This is a genomic window from Bradyrhizobium sp. BR2003, assembly GCF_009720285.1.
GTDB classification, from domain to species: Bacteria; Pseudomonadota; Alphaproteobacteria; order Rhizobiales; family Xanthobacteraceae; genus Bradyrhizobium; species Bradyrhizobium elkanii.
The window spans coordinates 85,037-102,668 of sequence record NZ_SMYJ01000017.1; the positions used below are offsets into that span (position 1 = coordinate 85,037).

Annotated in this window: 19 protein-coding genes; 6 read left to right on the forward strand and 13 right to left on the reverse strand. The window is 63.1% G+C overall.

The window, feature by feature from the left end; genetic code table 11:
• Positions 1–102: 102 nt before the first annotated feature.
• The 5 genes from E2I15_RS11970 (at position 103) to E2I15_RS11990 (ending at position 4,521) form a co-directional block, all read left to right on the forward strand.
• Complete coding sequence (locus tag E2I15_RS11970) at positions 103–732, forward strand: FAD synthetase (RefSeq protein WP_246668077.1); 630 nt, start codon at positions 103–105, stop codon at positions 730–732.
• Positions 729–1,253 (forward strand): flavin reductase family protein, encoded by a 525-nt coding sequence (locus tag E2I15_RS11975; RefSeq protein ID WP_137479098.1) that lies wholly within the window; start codon positions 729–731, stop codon positions 1,251–1,253. The genes E2I15_RS11970 and E2I15_RS11975 overlap by 4 nt, the downstream gene beginning before the upstream one ends.
• A 70-nt stretch (positions 1,254–1,323) precedes the next feature.
• Positions 1,324–2,193 carry an intradiol ring-cleavage dioxygenase gene (locus E2I15_RS11980; RefSeq protein WP_137479099.1) on the forward strand — a complete coding sequence of 290 codons (870 nt, stop codon included), beginning with the start codon at positions 1,324–1,326 and terminating at the stop codon, positions 2,191–2,193.
• 66 nt (positions 2,194–2,259) lie between these two features.
• Positions 2,260–3,438: a muconate/chloromuconate family cycloisomerase gene (locus tag E2I15_RS11985; protein ID WP_137479100.1), complete on the forward strand. Its 1,179-nt coding sequence runs from the start codon at positions 2,260–2,262 to the stop codon at positions 3,436–3,438.
• 165 nt (positions 3,439–3,603) lie between these two features.
• The gene (locus E2I15_RS11990) at positions 3,604–4,521 is read left to right on the forward strand and encodes a LysR family transcriptional regulator (RefSeq protein WP_338134468.1); all 918 of its coding nucleotides are present in this window, start codon (positions 3,604–3,606) and stop codon (positions 4,519–4,521) included.
• Positions 4,522–4,590: 69 nt separating this feature from the next.
• On the opposite strand, the gene dusA is transcribed toward E2I15_RS11990, so the two are convergent.
• Positions 4,591–5,586, reverse strand: a complete 996-nt coding sequence (gene dusA / locus E2I15_RS11995) for a tRNA dihydrouridine(20/20a) synthase DusA (protein ID WP_137479101.1) — start codon at positions 5,584–5,586, stop codon at positions 4,591–4,593.
• Positions 5,587–5,734: 148 nt separating this feature from the next.
• Here dusA and E2I15_RS12000 point away from each other — a divergent pair, with 148 nt between their 5' ends.
• A complete protein-coding gene (locus E2I15_RS12000; RefSeq protein WP_170991530.1) occupies positions 5,735–6,832 on the forward strand; it encodes a site-specific integrase in 1,098 nt (365 codons plus the stop codon).
• 368 nt (positions 6,833–7,200) lie between these two features.
• Here the strand turns inward: E2I15_RS12000 and E2I15_RS12005 are convergent, their stop codons facing one another.
• The 12 genes from E2I15_RS12005 to E2I15_RS12060 form a co-directional block, all read right to left on the reverse strand.
• Positions 7,201–7,416 (reverse strand): hypothetical protein, encoded by a 216-nt coding sequence (locus E2I15_RS12005; protein WP_137479102.1) that lies wholly within the window; start codon positions 7,414–7,416, stop codon positions 7,201–7,203.
• Positions 7,417–7,711: 295 nt separating this feature from the next.
• Entirely contained in the window at positions 7,712–7,939 is a 228-nt protein-coding gene (locus E2I15_RS12010) for a DUF2274 domain-containing protein (protein WP_137479103.1), read from the reverse strand.
• 3 nt (positions 7,940–7,942) lie between these two features.
• A complete protein-coding gene (locus E2I15_RS12015) occupies positions 7,943–9,142 on the reverse strand; it encodes a TraB/TrbI/VirB10 family type IV secretion system protein (protein ID WP_246668079.1) in 1,200 nt (399 codons plus the stop codon).
• 86 nt (positions 9,143–9,228) lie between these two features.
• Positions 9,229–10,254, reverse strand: a complete 1,026-nt coding sequence (gene trbG, locus E2I15_RS12020) for a P-type conjugative transfer protein TrbG (protein ID WP_137479105.1) — start codon at positions 10,252–10,254, stop codon at positions 9,229–9,231.
• Positions 10,251–10,955, reverse strand: a complete 705-nt coding sequence (gene trbF, locus E2I15_RS12025; RefSeq protein WP_137479106.1) for a conjugal transfer protein TrbF — start codon at positions 10,953–10,955, stop codon at positions 10,251–10,253. The genes trbG and trbF overlap by 4 nt, the downstream gene beginning before the upstream one ends.
• A gap of 3 nt (positions 10,956–10,958) precedes the next feature.
• On the reverse strand, positions 10,959–12,116 hold the full coding sequence (gene trbL, locus E2I15_RS12030) for a P-type conjugative transfer protein TrbL (protein WP_137479107.1): 1,158 nt from the start codon (positions 12,114–12,116) through the stop codon (positions 10,959–10,961).
• Positions 12,117–12,127: 11 nt separating this feature from the next.
• Positions 12,128–12,880, reverse strand: a complete 753-nt coding sequence (trbJ, locus tag E2I15_RS12035; protein ID WP_137479108.1) for a P-type conjugative transfer protein TrbJ — start codon at positions 12,878–12,880, stop codon at positions 12,128–12,130.
• Between the two features lie 26 nt (positions 12,881–12,906).
• Positions 12,907–15,468: a conjugal transfer protein TrbE gene (gene trbE, locus E2I15_RS12040; protein WP_137479109.1), complete on the reverse strand. Its 2,562-nt coding sequence runs from the start codon at positions 15,466–15,468 to the stop codon at positions 12,907–12,909.
• Positions 15,462–15,719: a VirB3 family type IV secretion system protein gene (locus E2I15_RS12045; RefSeq protein WP_028343946.1), complete on the reverse strand. Its 258-nt coding sequence runs from the start codon at positions 15,717–15,719 to the stop codon at positions 15,462–15,464. The genes trbE and E2I15_RS12045 overlap by 7 nt, the downstream gene beginning before the upstream one ends.
• Positions 15,719–16,075: a TrbC/VirB2 family type IV secretion system protein gene (locus E2I15_RS12050; protein WP_137479110.1), complete on the reverse strand. Its 357-nt coding sequence runs from the start codon at positions 16,073–16,075 to the stop codon at positions 15,719–15,721. Before E2I15_RS12050 ends, E2I15_RS12045 begins: the two co-directional genes overlap by 1 nt.
• A gap of 19 nt (positions 16,076–16,094) precedes the next feature.
• Positions 16,095–17,078: a P-type conjugative transfer ATPase TrbB gene (gene trbB, locus E2I15_RS12055; protein ID WP_170991531.1), complete on the reverse strand. Its 984-nt coding sequence runs from the start codon at positions 17,076–17,078 to the stop codon at positions 16,095–16,097.
• Complete coding sequence (locus E2I15_RS12060) at positions 17,071–17,625, reverse strand: CopG family transcriptional regulator (protein ID WP_137479111.1); 555 nt, start codon at positions 17,623–17,625, stop codon at positions 17,071–17,073. Before E2I15_RS12060 ends, trbB begins: the two co-directional genes overlap by 8 nt.
• Positions 17,626–17,632: the final 7 nt, after the last annotated feature.

A 17,632-nucleotide genomic window follows, 5' to 3' on the forward strand; every position in this document is an offset into this window, starting at 1 on the left:
CTCGATGGCACGGACCGGACGGCAAGGATCGTCCGGCCGACGCAATGCCGCAGCTGACGCAGCCATGCGCAGCACGGCAGGGGAGCGAAGCCGGAGCGAGCCATGGCCGCGGGTTTAGGCACGGGTTTTGACAGCAGCGCAGTCGCTTTCTATCGCGATGGGGAATTGGCCCTCGACGCCTGCGTCGTGACCATCGGCGCATTTGACGGCGTCCACCGCGGCCATCAGGAACTGCTGCGGCAGACCATCGCCGCAGCGCGGCGCCGCGGCATTCCAGCCGTGGTTTACACCTTCGATCCGCCGCCAAAGGTGTATTTCGGCCAGGCCGAGCCGCTGATTTCGCTTCGCGAAAAGCTCGAGCGCATTGCAACATTCGCGCCCGACCACGTCGTCGTCGCCGATTTCAACCAGATCTACGTCCGGCGCACCGCGCTCGATTTCCTCGCCGAGTTGCATAAGCTGCAACCGCGCGAGGTGATCGTCGGCGAGGATTTTCGCTTCGGGTCCTGCAAGGGCGGCACTGCGCTGCTGCTGCGCCAGCACTTCAACACTAGCATCCTGCCGCCGGTGCGCTGTGGCAATGGCGAGATCGTCTCCAGCAGCCGGATTCGCGCCTTGCGACGATCCGGCCTTGCCGCCGCCGCGGCGACGCTGGAAAACTGGCGAGATATCGTGACCGCGCCACCAGCCAACCGATCCGGTATGGCCCACCTCGAGGTCGCAAGCCAATGACCGCCATCGATCCGCGAGAATTGCGCAATGCCTGCGGCCAGTTCGGCACCGGCGTCACCATCATCACGACGCATTGCGAGGGCCGCGATCACGGTATGACGGCCAACGCCTTCATGTCGGTCTCGCTCGATCCGCCGCTGGTCGCGATCTCGATCGCGAAAAGCGCGAAGATGCTTGGCAACATCCAGAAGACCGGCCGCTTTGCGGTCAGCATCCTCGCCGAGGGCATGGAGGATTTCGCCTGGCATTTCGCCGGCAAGCCAAGGCTCGACCTCTGCGACGTCTTCGAACGCCGCAACGACCTGCCTGTGATCGCCGACGCGGCGGCATATTTCGTGACCGATCTCGCCGATGAGATCGTCGCCGGAGACCACACGATCTTCCTTGGCCGCGTCCGCGAGATGTCGCTGGAGCCCAGCAAGAAGCCGCTGCTGTTCTTCCGCGGCCGCTTCGGCGGCCTTGCCGACCCGCACCCTGCGCCCGCGGCGCTGGAGAATGCCGCTTACGAATTTGTCTGGTGAGGCCAGCGACCGATATTCCCGAAAACGGGGATGCAAGTTTGAGCAACTGCAAGAAAAGGAGGAAACGACCATGCTGAACGTCAACAAGGACACCATCACCGACCACGTGATCGCTGCGCTCTCGAAGGACATTCCGGATCGCAACCGGCAGATCATGACGAGCCTGATCCGCCACATGCACGACTTCTGCAAGGAAGTCGACCTGACCTTCGCCGAGTGGTTCGCCGCGTGCGAATTCCTGCGCCGCGCAGGCGATATCTCGGATGAGAAGCGCAACGAGTTCATCCTGATCGCCGACATTCTCGGCGTCGAGGTGCTGGTCGACATGCTCGACCACCGGGTCACCGACGGCGAGAGCGAATCCACCGTGCTCGGGCCGTTCTATCGGGAAAACCCGCCGGTGCTGCCCAAGGGCGCCTCCATCATCAAGAAGACGTTCGACAACGCGCAGACCGTCAAGGTTAGCGGGCGCATCAGCGACACGGCGGGGCGGCCGATCGAGGGCGTCACCATCGACGTCTGGGAAGACGCGCCGAACGGCCTTTACGACCTGCAGGATCCGGAACAGCCGGCCTACAATCTGCGCGGACGCTTCACGACCGACGCCAACGGCGAATATGCCTTCGTGGCGCTCCGCCCCGAGCCCTACCCGATCCCCTACGACGGCGCCGGCGGCGAGCTGCTGAAGTATATGGGCCACCATCCCTGGCGTCCGGGCCACATCCACTTCATGCTTTCGAAGGACGGCTATCAATCGCTGATCTCGCAGATCTACGATTCCGAGACCAAGTATCTCGACAACGACTCGGTGTTCGCCGTGAAGCAGAGCCTGATCGGCAAGTTCGCCAAGGCGCCCGCCGGCGCCGACACCGACCTGGTTCTCAACTTCGACTTCAGGCTCAAGAAAGCGGCCGTCGAACGGCTCGTCGCCGCCGAATAATGCGTTACGTCCTGCCAGGCTCCACCAGCCTGGCAGGACTCATTCCGAACTGACCTGCGAGGACATATGAGTCGTGCCGTGATCGAAATCGCCGAGCCCGTGGAGCGAGTGCAGGCTCACGCAAAGGACACTGCGATCCGCAGCATCCGCGCCACCATCGTGGAGGCGCCGACCCGCCGCCGGCACAAGCTCGCGAACACGGAAGTCACGCATCAGGGTTACGTGCTGGTGCGCGTCCTGCTCGATAACGGCGTGACGGGCATCGGCGAAGCCTCGACGCTCGGCGGGCCGCGCTGGGCCGAGGAGAGCGTGGAGTCGATCAAGGCCGCGGTCACGAATTATCTGGCGCCGGCGCTGCTCGGACAGCCTGCCCTCGCCTTCGAAGCCAATGCCTTGCGCATGAGCAAGGCCGCCACCCGCAATTTTGCCGCCAAGGGCGCGATCGAGTCCGCCCTGCTCGACGCCGCCGGCAAGACGCTCGGCCTGCCCGCCAGCGCGCTGCTCGGCGGCGCGGTGCGCGAACGCATGGAGGTGATCTGGGCGCTGGCCTCGGGCGACAGCAGCCAGGAGGTGGAAGAAGCGAAAGAGAAGCTGCGGCGCCGCGAACACCGCCAATTCAAGATCAAGTTCGGGTTCAACCGGCCGCAGGCCGATCTGAAGCGGCTGCAAGCATTGCGCGCCGGCCTCGGCGACGAGGTGCGCCTGATCGTCGATGTCAACCAGGGCTGGACCGAGGCCGAATGCATCCGTTTCGTGCCCGCGCTGGAGGAGCTGGATGTTGCCTTGATCGAACAACCGGTGTCGGCGCTGCAACTGGAAGCGATGGCGCGTGTCGCGGCCCGCACCTCGATTCCGTTGCTGGTCGACGAAGCGGCTTTCACCAAGGAGGACATCGCGCGCGCAGGGGCGATGGGTTGCGGCAGCGTCTACTCGCTGAAACTCGTGAAGAGCGGCGGCCTGTTCGAAATGAAGCGTGCCGCTGCGGTCGCGGCCGCGCACGGGCTGGAGCTCTATGGCGGCTGCCTGTTGGAGAGCAGCATCGGCGCGGCGGCGCATCTAGCCGCCTTCGCCACCCTGCCGAGGCTCGAATGGGGCACCGAACATTTCGGTCCGCGAATCCTCGTGGAGGATCTGGTCGTCAACCCGATCAGATTCGACGAGTTCGAGATCTGCACGCCTGATGGCCCCGGTCTCGGCGTAGAGGTCGACGAGGACAAGATCCGCGCCTTCGCCCGGAAGGACTAGCCGGATGGCGTCGTTCCCGCGGACAATTGACAATCCAGGGACCCACGCCCAGTCTTCGCGCTGGAACCATCGTCTCGATCGTGCGCTGATGACCACGCGATATCAAACCCGGCAGGATTTTTCCGCGGCTTTCCCGGAAGCGCGCGAACAGGCGTTCGGCTAGCCGTGACTGATCGCGACGATGTCATGGATCTCAGGCGGCTGGTCTATTTCGTCGCCGTCGCCGAGGAATTGCATTTCGGCCGTGCCGCATCGCGGCTTGCGATCGCGCAGCCGCCGCTCAGCCGGCAGATCGCGCAACTCGAGAGCGATCTCGGCGTCATGCTGATCGACCGAAGCCGCAGCCAGATCCGGCTCACCCAGGCCGGCAGCGTTCTGCTGGAGCGGGCGCGCGACGTGCTGGAGCGGCTCGACCGGACGCACCGCGAGATCAAGCGGATCGGCGAAGGCTTTTCCGGTCACCTGCGCGTCGCCTTCGTCGGATCGGCGACCTATGGCGTGCTGCCGAGCGTGATCCAGGCGTTTCGTTCGGCCTATCCCGACGTCGAGCTCGCGCTGTCGGCGATGAACAATGCCGAACAGAAGCGCGCGGTGATCCAGCGCGAGATCGATATCGCCATCGCCCGCCCCTCGCTCGACGACGAGGAGCTGAAGTCGGAGCCGCTGCTGCAGGAGCCGCTGATCCTCGCGCTGTCAGACACTTCCCCCTTGCTCGAGCAGCAGGTCCCGCGACTGGCGGCGCTGAAAGCCGAGACATTCATCCTCTACCCGCGCAAGCCGCGCCCGAGCTTCGCCGACCACATCCTCAACATCTGCCTCGAAGAGGGTTTCATTCCGAAATCGCAGGTGCTGGCCCAGGACTATCAGACTGCGATCAGCCTGGTGTCGGTCGGCGTCGGCATCGCGCTGGTGCCGAAATCGGTCTCGGAGGCGGAGCGGCCCGGCGTCGCCTACCGCGCCTATGAGGGACACAATCCGGGCACTGCGCTGTCGCTGAACTACCGGCGCGACAACCGGATGCCGCATCTGTTCAATTTCCTGAAGGTCGCACAGGACGTCACGCGGCGGCAGCGCAAGCATTAGAGCGTTTTCGAGCGAAGTGGATAGAGCCCCGTACCGGTTCCATCGGAACGGGGCTCTAAACCCGCGGTCTCAGGCCGCGACCGCCGCCGGCGCGCGATCGTCAACGCGTGCGATCGCCTCGCGCAGCACATCGATGTCAGCACCCGGCCGAACAGCGTTCTCCGCGAGGTGCCTGCGGAACGCACGCGCGCCGGGGACGCCATGGAAGGCGCCGACGAAATGTCGCGTGATCGAATGCAGCCGGGTGCCCTCGGCAAGCTGCCGCTCGATATAGGGAAACATCGCCGCGAACACGTCCTTCATCGTGGCGTGCGGCGGCGTTTCGCCGAACAGCTCGGAATCGACGGTAAGCAGCCGCCATGGCTCCTGATAGGCCGCCCGCCCCAGCATCACGCCATCGACATGCGCCAGATGCCGCTTCGCCTCGGCAAGGCTCGTAATGCCGCCGTTGATAATGATGGGCACGTCCGGCCATGCCGCCTTGAGGCGATAGACCCGATCGTAGTCGAGCGGCGGGATGTCGCGGTTCTCCTTCGGCGACAATCCGTTGAGCCAGGCCTTGCGCGCGTGCACGACCAGCGCATCCGCGCCCGCGGCAATCACACTGCGGGCCAGCGTATCGAGCGCGACTTCCGGATCCTGGTCGTCGATACCGATCCTGCACTTCACCGTCACGGGAATCCGCACCGCACGCTTCATCGCCGCAACGCCTTCGGCGACCAGCGCGGGCTCCGCCATCAGGCAGGCGCCGAAGCGGCCATCCTTCACCCGATCGGAGGGACATCCGACATTGAGGTTGATCTCGTCGTAACCGAAATCCTCGCCGATCTGCGCGGCGGTCGCGAGATCGCGCGGATCGGAGCCGCCGAGCTGCAGCGCCACCGGATGCTCGCTGACGTCGAAGCCGAGCAGCCGCGCCCGGTCGCCATGGATGATGGCGCCGGTCGTCAGCATCTCCGTATAGAGCCGCGCCCGCCGCGACATCAGCCGATGGAAGACCCGGCAATGCCGGTCGGTCCAGTCCATCATGGGTGCCACGGAAAAGCGATAGTCTTGATATTCCAATAACTTACCCTATCGTTTCAAAAGACTAGACCGGGAACAAGTGCACACGTGTGCACTCCAAACTAGCCAAAACTGCACACGCTTGTACCGCATTTGATCTCGCGGTGCACACGTAGCGCACACGAAATCGCGGTGGAGTGCACACGCAATGCCGACCTTCACAAAGCTGAAATCGGGAAGCTGGCGCGTTCAAGTCAGAAGGAAAAACGAGTACGTCGCGAACACATTCATCCGGCGGCGTGACGCCGAAGAGTGGGCCATTGACGTTGAGCGCTCGATCGATCGAGGCACTCCAATCCGACGCTCCCGGTCCCGCGAGCAACCGCGCATCTTTTCCGATTTAATCGCGTTGCATCTCGATGATCTTGCCCAGGTCGGTAAGCCAGTCAGACGCTCGAAGGCCATGGTGCTGAAAGCGCTTAAGACTTCTCTCGGGCGAGTGAACATCAAGGACATTACCCGCGAGAAGCTGATCGACTTTGGAAAGAAACGAGCTGCGCAGGGCGCCGGGCCGGCAACCCTTGCGATCGACTTTTCGTTCATCCGAGCCGTGCTCCTGCACGCAGCCGCGGTCCACGGCATTGCTGTGTCCGTTGAAAACGTTCAGCTGGCCCGCGCGGCACTTAAGCACCTCGATCTCGTTGGAAAGTCCAACGAGCGCGACCGTCGCCCCACTCAAGACGAACTCAATCGGCTGATCGAATACACTGAATCCAACCCCCTACAATTCATCCCGCTTGGAAGAATTATCCGCTTTGCGGTTGCGACCACAATGCGCCAGGCCGAGATCTGCCGAATAGAATGGTCTGATGTCGACATGGCGAAACGAACGGTCACCATCCGCGATCGCAAGGACCCTCGGCGGAAAGAAGGAAATCACCAAATCATTCCCCTCCTAAATTCGACGGGCTATGACGCGTGGCAACTGGTTTTGGAGCAACGGGTCGTCACGCGCGGAATTGGGCGGGTGTTTCCCCATCATTCGAAATCGGTCGGAGCCGCGTTCCGCAGATCGTGCAAAAACATCGATCTCGACGATCTTTGTTTTCATGATCTGCGACATGAAGGCACGAGTCGCCTGTTCGAAGCAGGCTTTTCGATCCAACAAGTTGCTATGGTAACGGGCCACAAGGATTGGCGAATGCTGCGGCGGTATACGAATCTGAAACCCGAGGATCTGCACAAGATGCAAAAAGCCGAGCAACCGTCCGTGGAGCAGTTCATGGCAATGCTCGCCGTGCGCTAGAATCACGGCGCGTCCGCCACTGAAGCAGACAGCGGCTAAAAAGGTCGGTACGTCCGCTAGGGCCATGTCTCGCTGTGGTGGCGGAGCCACCCATCCAGGCCTTTTTGGTGAAGGGCGTGCTATGCAACCCTGAGTTTTTCGGCTCTAGTAAGGCTGAGCGCAGGGGGTGTACCGCGCCCTGGGCTCTCAGCGGCCCTAGCAACCTGAGCTAGGGCCGCACCTCATTTCGGTGAGCCGGGGCCCGACAAACCACCCGTATTCATTTGGATTGGACGTTCGCCGCGCACCGCAGCATATGCGCAGCGTTCATCGTGTTATTGCGTCTCGCGCGACCGTCTCTATTGGCGGCCGGGCTTTGCGCGCGGGCGTCACGCGCGTTGATCAGCTGTGCAGTTCTTCTTGAAATCTCTCAACTTGCGCACGTAGTAGCCTTCGCTCTGGACCGCCTGCCTGATCTCCTCACTTATCCTGACGACCCTCTTCTTACTCTTGCGCCACTTGCCCTGAGCGCTGATAGCCGGCACCGGAAATCCCTTTCTCACGACGAGCAAATCGCGCCTGACGTTCAAATATACCTCGACCATGTCGTCTCCAAAAATGCTTGAAAGCACTGTTCAAGAACAGAACGAGGCTCACAGGAATGCAACCGCCTCTTTGAAAGCCGCTGGTGAACATCGGGGAAAACGCCCTGCTCGCGGACCAATCGCCGCCCACTCCGGCGGTGTACTAACGTCACGGTCCGGATGGTGACCAGCACTACGGCTGTCGTTCCCTTCCGTCGTCCCGAAATGAATCTGCAAGAGAAGCGGCACAGGAGACCGCCAACGCTCTGGCTGAGCTGCTTTGAACGAAAGCCGCAACGAGCTGAGAGGTCGGCATCTAGGATGCGGTGACACCCAAAGACGCCGCCCTTCTCGCCTTGCGAAAATCTGCATCGCTGTCGAGAAATGCCTCCAGCATGAACGGTATCAGTTCGGCCACCTCTTCCTTGTCGCCATAGGTTTCTGCGTAGAAGAGAGCGTATTCGCGCAGCCGCTGCAGGAGGCTCGGCGAAAGCACGATGGTCATCTTGACCGGTGTCCGCTCCGGTAGCTTTGCCAGCTTCATCCCTCACCTGCTCTTCGCTACGACTTGAGCGTCCTGGTACGGCTTCAGTACCAGATCCTTCGAAACAATCACCCGCAGTGGCCATCCCGGCCGCACGGTGATCGTCGGCTGCACGTCGAGCTCGCGCTCCACCAGGCGCTGGCCCGCACGATTGGTTGTCTGCTGCGTGCTTTCCCGCAGCGCCTTCACGAGATCGCTTTCGTCATTGCCGATCGACAGCTGGGTTCCGACCCCGATCAGGGTCGCCAAGGCCACACCCTTGAGCAACTGCCAGGTATGGAAGTCCACCTCATCCTCTAGCCCGGCGTAACCCGCAACATCAGTAGCTGGAAGGTTTTCGATCACGATGGAATTGCCGTTGGGCAAGATCAGCCGCGTCCAAACGACAAGCGCCCGCTTCTGGCCGAAGGCTACCACGCTATCGTATTTGCCGAGGAGCCGCGTCCCCTGCGGCACAAGCAGATGCTCGCCCGTCACGGTGTCGTAGACGTTCTCCGTGACCTGAGCGATCGTGGCACCCGGCAAATCCGAGTTCAGCCCCGTGACCAGGCTCGCCGGAATAATCGTCCCTGCCATAACAGCATGGCTTGAAGGCGGCGGCGCCAACGCGTGTGGGTTGATAGTCTCGGTGTCCGCCTTCGCTCCCACAAAGGCAAGCTTCCGTGCCTGCGACGAGGGGACGATCTCGCCTGATCGATCGATCATTGCCCGCGCAGTTTTCGCAAGCTCAACCGCGGACGGCCCGGGATCGGTTGCCTGTGGCCGAAACGCGGACGGCTGGCTGGTGGCCACCTCCGTGACACCAGCCTGCTTTTGCTTGTCCTGCTTTTCCGACAGGCGGAAGAACAGGCCCGATTCTCTTGCCTGTTGCGCGACGCGCACCTGCCGGATGCGCTCCGCCCTTTCCGCGTCCTCTTCCGGGTTGCTGCGAAAACCTGGATCCGATGATGGCGCGATGCCGGCTTTCTTTTCGTTCTCGGCAAAGGCCCGGCCAATATCGCCCGGAGATGGCGGTCCAAGCCGCGGCGTCGACGGCGTAAGTTCTTCATAAGATCTCGGCAGCCTGCTCAGGCCCTCTGCAGTTTGCTTGCGGTCGGTGTTGTACAGCTCCGTCCGGTCCGAATGCTTCGATGTCCTTAGGGGGCGCAACGCCACGATCGACGCTCCCGCGATGAACAGGGCGGTAAACGCGCAACCGATCATGAGCGCACGCCTGTTCAACCGCCGGATGGACCGCGGCCGTGCCCGCAGCTCCAGGGGCTCTGGCGGCTCCCGATCCAACCCACTCGTCATGAGGCGCTCCCACTGCCGACGGCCTGCGACACCGGCCGCGCATCAATGCGAATGATCCGGACGATGCGCTGGGGATCCTCACCGAGACGAAGTTCGGCGGCGCCAAACATGCGGTCGACGATGTAATAGGAGCCTCGGACACGATAATTCACGAGATTTGGACGACCGTCGGCGCCCGCGACGAACAACGGCGGCGCCTCGCCCTGCGACAGGCCGGATGGCATCTGGATATAGACCTTGCGACCGTCGTCGAATGCACGCACCGGCCGCCACGGAGGATCATCGCCTTCGATGCGGTAGCGGAAGTTCAGGCTGTCGAGCCGCACGCCACGATCGGCGACCCGCTCCTCGTTTGCCTGGGCGATCGCGTTCTGCTTGTGAAGCGCAACCAACGTATCCGTCGGATACGTCCAGGAGATCGAGGCCATATAGGTCTGCTTGGTGGAAACGAGCTCGAGGTGGTAGGCGCGCCGGTCGGTCAAGACCACCAGGTTGGTCTGGATATCGGGCAGCGTCGGCTTGACGAGGATATGGACACGCCGGCTGCCACCTTGACCGCTGGAGGTATCGCCAACCACCCAACGAACCGTGTCGCCCGTCGAGACATCGATCAGCTCCTCGCCGGCCTGAAGGGCGATGGTCGAGACCTTTTCGGGGCTGGCATAGAGTCGATAGAGGGCTCCTTCGGTCCATGGATAGACCTGAATTGCATTAATGTAGCCCGCCCGGGTCGGCTCCATCCGCGCAGCCTTGTTCGCCTTGGCGATCGCCTGCTCCGGTGGCAGCTTTTCTTCCTTGACGCCCTTCTTGGGATAGGGCTTGAGCTGGCCAGGCAATGGCAAGACTTTCGGCGCTTCGACGATCTCGACGGGCTTCGGCGGATCCGCCTCGGGGAGCGCCGGCTCGAATGTCATTTCGTCGTAAGGCGCTTCGAGGTTGAGCTTTGTGGCGCATCCTCCGAGCACGAGCGACAGTGTCAGGACGCTGGCCGACGCAAGCTTGGCTAGGGTGGTAGATTTCATTTCTGATCTCCGATCAGGTCGCGCGACCAGTTGAGGGAATGGACGTAGAGGCCGAGAGGATTTTTTCGCAACGTCTCGGCGTCCGCCGGCGGTTTGAGAACCGTGGTCACGAGACCCGTGAATCGCTCGGTCTTGGCGATCGAGCCGTTCTCGAAACTGTTCTCCTTCCAGCGGATTTCGAAGCTGTCGCTGGACGCACGGACCACCGAGGTCACCTCTGCGGTGACCGTCCTGGAGCCGATCTTGGCGAACGGATCGGTTTCGCGCGCATAGTCGTTCAAGGCTTGCGCGCCCCGATCGGTGACAAAATCGTAAGCGTGCAGCCAGTTGGTGCGGACGATCACGGGATCGATCGACAAGGAACGCACGTTTTCGATGAACCGCGCAAGGAAGTGCGCGATCTGTGCATCCGAGGGCTGATAGGCCTCCAGCGCAGGGCCGACTGCACGGACCTCGCCTAACCGGTCGACCTCGACCACATAAGGGACGATTCCTGAGCGACCGATCACGGCGAGCAGGGTCAAGCCGAGAACACCGCACACTCCAGTGACGCCGAGCGCAGCGAGCCGCCAGTTGCTCGCCTGAACTCGCGCGGACCCGAGCCGCTCGTCCCAGACCTGTCCCGCCTTCTGGTAAGGCGTCACGGGCTCCGGCGTTTCGCCGTACCGAACCGATACGCGTTGAAAGGGATGACCGGCCATATCTCAGTCCTCCCCAAGCTTCGGACCCGAGGAATGACCGCCCTTGTCCCCTTCTTTCAGGGTATGGGCAGCAATCTGTGCCGCTTCCCTGGCATGCCGTGCTGGCGTCGCAGCTGCGCGCGGGGAGCCGGAAGGTGCAGCTCCGCTCGCTGCTCCGACGCTTCCGCCGGGCGTCTGCTCGGCCGCGGCCGAGCGGGCCGCACCGCCGCCAACCGACGACGCTCCACTCAGCGACGCCGCGGAACGAACCGCCGCCATCGATCCACCGGCGGCCATGCGAAGCCCGCCCATGGCGGCCGCTCCGCCTCCGAACGCGACAGCGGCAGCGCCAGCTACCGTGCCCGCCGCCGACCCGGCCCCCAGTTGAGGCGCACCGGACACGAGACCGGCGGCAATGCCCGGACCGAAGATCCCAAGCCCAAACAGGGAGAGCGCCGCGAGCAGCAGGCTCATCGCCGACGCAATATCGACCGGTCGCGTCAATGTGCTCGCAAGCTGACCGAAAATGGTCGAGCCGATGCCGACGATGATCGCCAACACCATCACCTTGACGCCGGAAGCAACCACATTGCCGAGCGTCTTTTCGGCAAGAAAGGCCGTCTTGCCCCAGAGCGCGAACGGCACCAGGATGAAGCTTGCGAGCGTCGTGAGCTTGAACTCGATCAGCGTCACGAAGAGCTGAACCGACAGCACAAAGAACGCGAGCACGATCACGATCCAGCAGAACAAGAGAATCACGATCGTCGGCAGGTTCGTCAGCACATCGAAACCCGAGAACTGACTGGCCTCCTCCAGAAGCGGATGGGCAGCGGTGAACCCGGCGGCGGCAACAAAACCCGGCCGGGCCAGATCGGCTGCGCTCAATGTGCCTCCGGACGCCTTCAGGCCGATCCCCGAAAACGAACTGAATATGATGTCGGCAAGGCTCTTGAAGTTGCCAATGATGAAGGCGAACGCGCCGACGTAGAGGATCTTCTTGGTAAGCGTCACAAGGATCTGGTCGTCGGCCCGCATGCTCCAGGCAAGCCCGGCGAGCGTGAGGTCGACGACCACGAGTGTCGAACTCAAGAACGAGACTTCGCCTGACAGTAGGCCAAAGCCAGAATCGATGTAGCGCGAGAACGTCTCGGTGAAACGATCGATGACAGAGAGATCAGCCATGGCGCCCTCTCCTATCTGCCGCCGGCGTAGGCATGGCCATCGCCGATGAAGCGGATAAACCGCTCCTGGCCCGCCGCCGCGGACGCGCGTTCCTCAGCCGCTCTCAACGTGTCGGCACGGGCCTGAGTTGCCAGTAGCGCCTGCGTCTGCAATGCCTGCTTGATCTGCAAAGCCAGCAACTCGTTGCCGGACTGCTGGGCCTGCAAGGAGCCGACCGAAGCTGACGAACTCGCCATCAGTGTGCGAAGCGTCTGGCCGTCCTGATCCAGATTACTGACGATGGCCGACTGGATCGTGAGCGCCTGCTTGAGCCCCTCATAGCTATTATTCCAGCGGGCGGTCGCATCCTGCACTATCCTGTCCGAGGAGGTGGCGGCGCCATACTGCCGGGGATAGAGCTGGGCAAAATCCTGTTGGGTCTTCTGAACGTCGAACGAGATGCCTTTTGCCTGTGTGATGAGGCTGTTCGTCTGACCGATGGTCGACGTGAGCTGGCCGACGACACTATTCGGGAGGCTTGCGAGATGCTTTGCCTGATTGAGAAGCGACTGAGCCTGATTTTCGAGGCTCCTGACCTGGTTGTTGATCTGCTCGAGCGCGCGAGCGGCCGTCAGGAGGTTCTGGCTGTAGTTCGAGGGGTCGAACACGATATCGAACGCCCCGACCCGTCGTGATCCATTCACGGCAACGACGGCAGATAGCGCTATTGTCACGACAATTCTTGTAGTTGTACGTACGGACAAGCGACCGATGCTTTCGGGCATGGAAGACTCCAGGGATTGTGGTTGGGTCAGGCCTTGTGAGCCTGTTCGAAGGTGCTGATCAGATTGGCGGCCCAGTGCAGATCGCGTTCAGCGAAATAGCGCTCGGCGAAATGGTAGGGTCCCGAACGGGCCAGAACCGCGTCGATGGCGCGCTGATCTTCCGGGGAGGACGCCCCGACGAGTGCGAGCGCCACCGGTCCAAGGCCAAGCTCGAACAGCCGGTTGCCGGCGCGAGACTGCAGATAGTAGTCGCGCTTGGGAAAGGCTTCGGCAATCAGCCGCACCTGCGTGTCGTTGAGGCCGAAGCGCCGATAGGTCTCGGTCTGGGTCGGTTCGAGGGCACGAGGATTGGGCAGGAATATGCGACTCGGACAGGACTCGATGATCGCAGGCGCGATTTCGCTGTCCCCGATGTCGGCAAGCGACTGAGTGGCAAAGACCACCGCCACATTTTTCTTGCGCAGCGTCTTCAGCCATTCACGGATCTGGCTTGAGAACAGCGGGTCATCAAGGAAGACCCAGGCCTCATCGAGCACCAGCAAGGTCGGGCGCCCATCGAAACGCGCCTCCAGGGTATGGAAAAGATAGGTCAGCACGGGCGCGACCAGCCCCGGCAGCGCCATCAACTCTTCCATCTCGAAGGTCAGAACATCGGCGCTCGAAAGCCGGTCGGCGTCGGCATCGAGGAAACGGCCGTAAGGTCCCTCCAGGGTGTAAGGCTGGAGCGCCTGACGCAGGGCATCCCGCGCAAGCAAGGCCACGAGACCGGTCATGGTGCGCTGGGAAACCGGCGCCGTACCCAGGCTCTTGAGTGCCGACCAAAGGGTCTCCTTGACCTCGGGCGTCACGGTCACGCGCTCGTGGGCGAGCACGCCGCAAAGCCAGTCGAGCGCCCAGAGTCGCGCTCCCTCCTCCGCAACATCCTTCAAGGGCTGAAACGCGATACCGCCCTTGGCGCCGAGTTCGTACCACGCACCGGACAGCGCAAGCGTGGTGGCGCGTGCGGAGCGGCCCTTGTCGAACGTGATCAGCTGGGCGTTCGGGTAGCGCCGGAACTGCAGGGCCAGCATCGAGAGCAGCACAGATTTGCCGGCGCCGGTCGGACCAACGACGATCGAGTGCCCGACGTCGCCGGTGTGAAGCGAAAGCCGGAACGGGGTCGCACCCTTGGTCTTGGCGATCAGAAGCGGCGGCCCATCGAGATGCTCGCATCGCGCCGGGCCCGCCCACACCGCCGACAACGGGCACATGTGAGCCAGATTGAGCGTGTGTACGATGGGCTGGCGGATATTCGCATAGGCCTGTCCCGGTAGACCGCCGAGCCACGCCTCAACCGCATTGACGCTCTCGCGGATTGTGGTGAAACCTCGACTGTTGATCACCCGTTCGACGAGCCGGATCTTGTCGTCGACGGCGCGCGCGTCCTCGTCGCTGACAGTGACGGTCGTCGTGATGTAGCCGAACGCCACGAGATCGTCGCCGAGCTCGGTCAGCGCAACGTCCGCGTCGGCGGCCTTGTTGCTGGCATCTGTGTCTACAAGTGCGGCCTGTTCATTGAACATGACCTCCTTCACGATTGCTCCCAGCGATTTGCGCTTGGCAAACCACTGGCGGCGGTACCGCGATAGCGAGGAATGCGCCTGTGTCCGGTCGAGCGGCAAAAATCGCGTGGCCCAGCGGTAGGCGACGCCGAGCCGGTTCAGCTCATCCAGCAATCCGGGAAACGTCACGTGCGGGAAGCCCAGCACGGTCAGCGCACGAAGATGGCTTCGGCCGATCGCCGGCGACAATCCACCGGTCAACGGTTCATCGCTCAGGAAGCAATCCAGATAGGCTGGAATCTCGGGCACGGCGACCGGATGCCGCTTGGTCGAGACGCAACTATGCAGGTAGGTCAGCGTCTCCGCGTCATCGAGCGGCCAGATCTCTGGCAGGACCGAAGACAGGAGGTCGATCGCCCGGTCCGTTTCCTGGACAAAGCGCTCGAGATGATCACGGTAGCTGTGCTGCCGCGACGGCACAGGATTACCTGCTAAACGACCGGTCGTGGCGACTGGATCAGCCTCGGAAGCTTGCTGCGCATGCGGCCGACGGCGAAGTCGTCGGGCGCTCCGCGCGTCTCGCGAACGCTCCAGAAATAGCCCCTCCAGCCGCGATACGCGCTCGGCCGGCGGCAGATACATCAGGGTGAGATGCAGCACGCTCTCAAAATGCTGTCCGCGCGGACGTGATCGATCGTCCCAGGAGGCCTCGGATTGGCTTTCGAAGGCGGCACGCCGCTCCTCGTCGACAAGCCAAGACACAGCGTCGGGAAACCGTGAGCGCGGATACTCCGACGCAGGAACCCGCGTTGCATCAAAGAACAGCGCCCAGCCCGAGCCAAAGCGCTTTAAGACGTTGTTCACCCGCGAGACCACGCTCATGAGCTCGGCCTCTGTCGCGCTGTCGAGATCCGGGCCTCGGTAGCGGATGGTGCGCTGAAAGCTGCCGTCCTTGTTCAGGATCACGCCAGGCGCGACAAGGCACGCCCAGGGTAACCAGTCGGCCAGGCGATAGGCATGAGGACGGAATTCTCTCAAATTCAGCATGCGAGCCACCCCTTGTGCTTGGTGTGACGGATTGCGACCTCGACAAAGGCGGGATCGCGCCTGGCAAGCCACACCGCGATGGCGTGCCCGACGATCCAGAGCACGACGCCTGCAAGCCAGAGCCGCAGCCCGAGCGCCAGCACGGCGGACAGGGTGCCGATCAGGATCGCCGCGGAGCGCGGCGCACCGCCGAGCAGAATGGGCTCGGTCAATGAGCGATGGAGCACGAGTTCAAAGCCGTCGGGACGCATCAGATCAGCGCTCCGCCGCCGAACGAGAAGAACGAAAGGAAGAACGAGCTCGCCGCGAACGCGATCGAGAGGCCGAAGACGACCTGGACCATCTTGCGGAAGCCGCCCGAGGTGTCGCCGAAGGCGAGCGAAATGCCGGTCACCGTGATGATGATGACGGCGACGATCTTGGCGACCGGGCCCTGCACCGACTCCAGGATGCGTTCGAGCGGCGCCTCCCACGGCATGCCTGAGCCGGCGGCGTGGGCAACCGGGGTAGTAAGCAGCACGCACGCGACGCCGGCTCCGAAGTCGAGGAAACGCCTCTGAACTCGGCGAAAGTGGAAGTACGCCGTTAAGCGCGGCAAACCAGGCATGTGTTGCTCTCCGTGCGTGTCAGGGACGATGCGATGTAGTTGGAAGGCCAGGCGGCGTCTCCAGAAGGTAGTCGCCGGAAGGATCGAGGCCCTTGAGTTCGGCGACCGCCTCGATCCGGCGCGCGGGGCCACGTCCCCTGATGAAGACGACAAGGTCGATCGCCTCGGCGATGAGCCGGCGCGGCACGGTGGCGACCGCCTCCTGGATCAACTGCTCGATCCGGTAGAGCGCGGCGCGCGCCGAGTTGGCATGCACCGTCGCGATCCCGCCGGGATGGCCCGTGTTCCAGGCCTTGAGCATGTCTAGGGCCTCGGCGCCCCTCACCTCACCGACAATGATGCGGTCAGGACGAAGACGCAGCGTTGAGCGCACGAGATCGGCAAGGCTCGCGACGCCCGGCTTGGTACGGAGCGTGACGACGTCCCTTGCCTCGCAGCGCAGCTCGCGGGTGTCTTCGATGATCACGATGCGCTCTTCGAGGCGCGCGATCTCGGCCAGCAGCGCATTGGCGAGCGTCGTCTTGCCCGATCCGGTGCCGCCCGCAACCAGAATGCTGCGGCCTTCGACAACGGCTGCCGCCAGCACCTTGGCGATCAGGGGCGAGGCAATCTGCGCTCTGACGTAATCGGAGAGAAGGAACGTCGTCGTTGCGGGCTTGCGGATGGCAAAGCACGGCGCAAGCGAAACCGGCGGCAGCACGCCTTCGAATCTCTCGCCGGTCTCGGGAAGCTCGGCCGAGATGATCGGGGCGGATGCACTGGCCTCGGCCCGGACATGGCTTGCGACCAGGCGGATTATTCGCTCCGATTCCTGCGGTGTCAGAATGACGCCGGTATCAGCGCGTCCCGACCGGTGCCGCTCGAGCCAAAGCCTGCCGTCGGGATTGACGATCACCTCGACGACCTCGGCTTCTTCCAGGGCCAGCGCGATCGCCGGCCCCATCGCGGTGCGCAACATGCTGCGACGGCGCTCGCGGGTTTCGGGCGAGAGAAGGTCAGACATTGCCAACCTCCTCTCGCCCAGCTGGAGACGGCTCCGGCTGCTGGCCCGCCGCATCGTGCGAGCGGGATTCTGTCGTAGTCTGTCCCTTATTGGCGCCGAGCGGCGCGCCCTCCTCAAGATGTCGCATGAAGAGGTCCGGATTCGACGTCGAAACCTGTTCCATGACGTCGGCGACCAGCCGGACGCCCGAGGCGACGCGCTTGCCAACCTGCGCGACGAACATCTCGAACCGCTCGCGCCCCAAGGCGCGCGCGGCATCCTGGTCTCCGGTCGGCAGCGGCGGCGTGATGGTCAGGTAGTAGCGGACGAACAGTGCGATGGTTTCCGCCATGATCGCGAGATCGCGATCTGCACGATCGAGCTGCCGGCTCATCCGGTCGAGCCTTCGGATAAGGGCTGCGTCTCCGCTCGCATCCCGCTCTGGATTGAGAAAGCGATCGAGCGCGGCATCGACGATCGCCGACTTGTTGGTGCCCGGCCGCCTGGCTGCGAGTTCGAGCCGTTGTGCCACGCTGTCGGAGACATAGGCGGATAGTTTTGGCTTCATTGGCAGT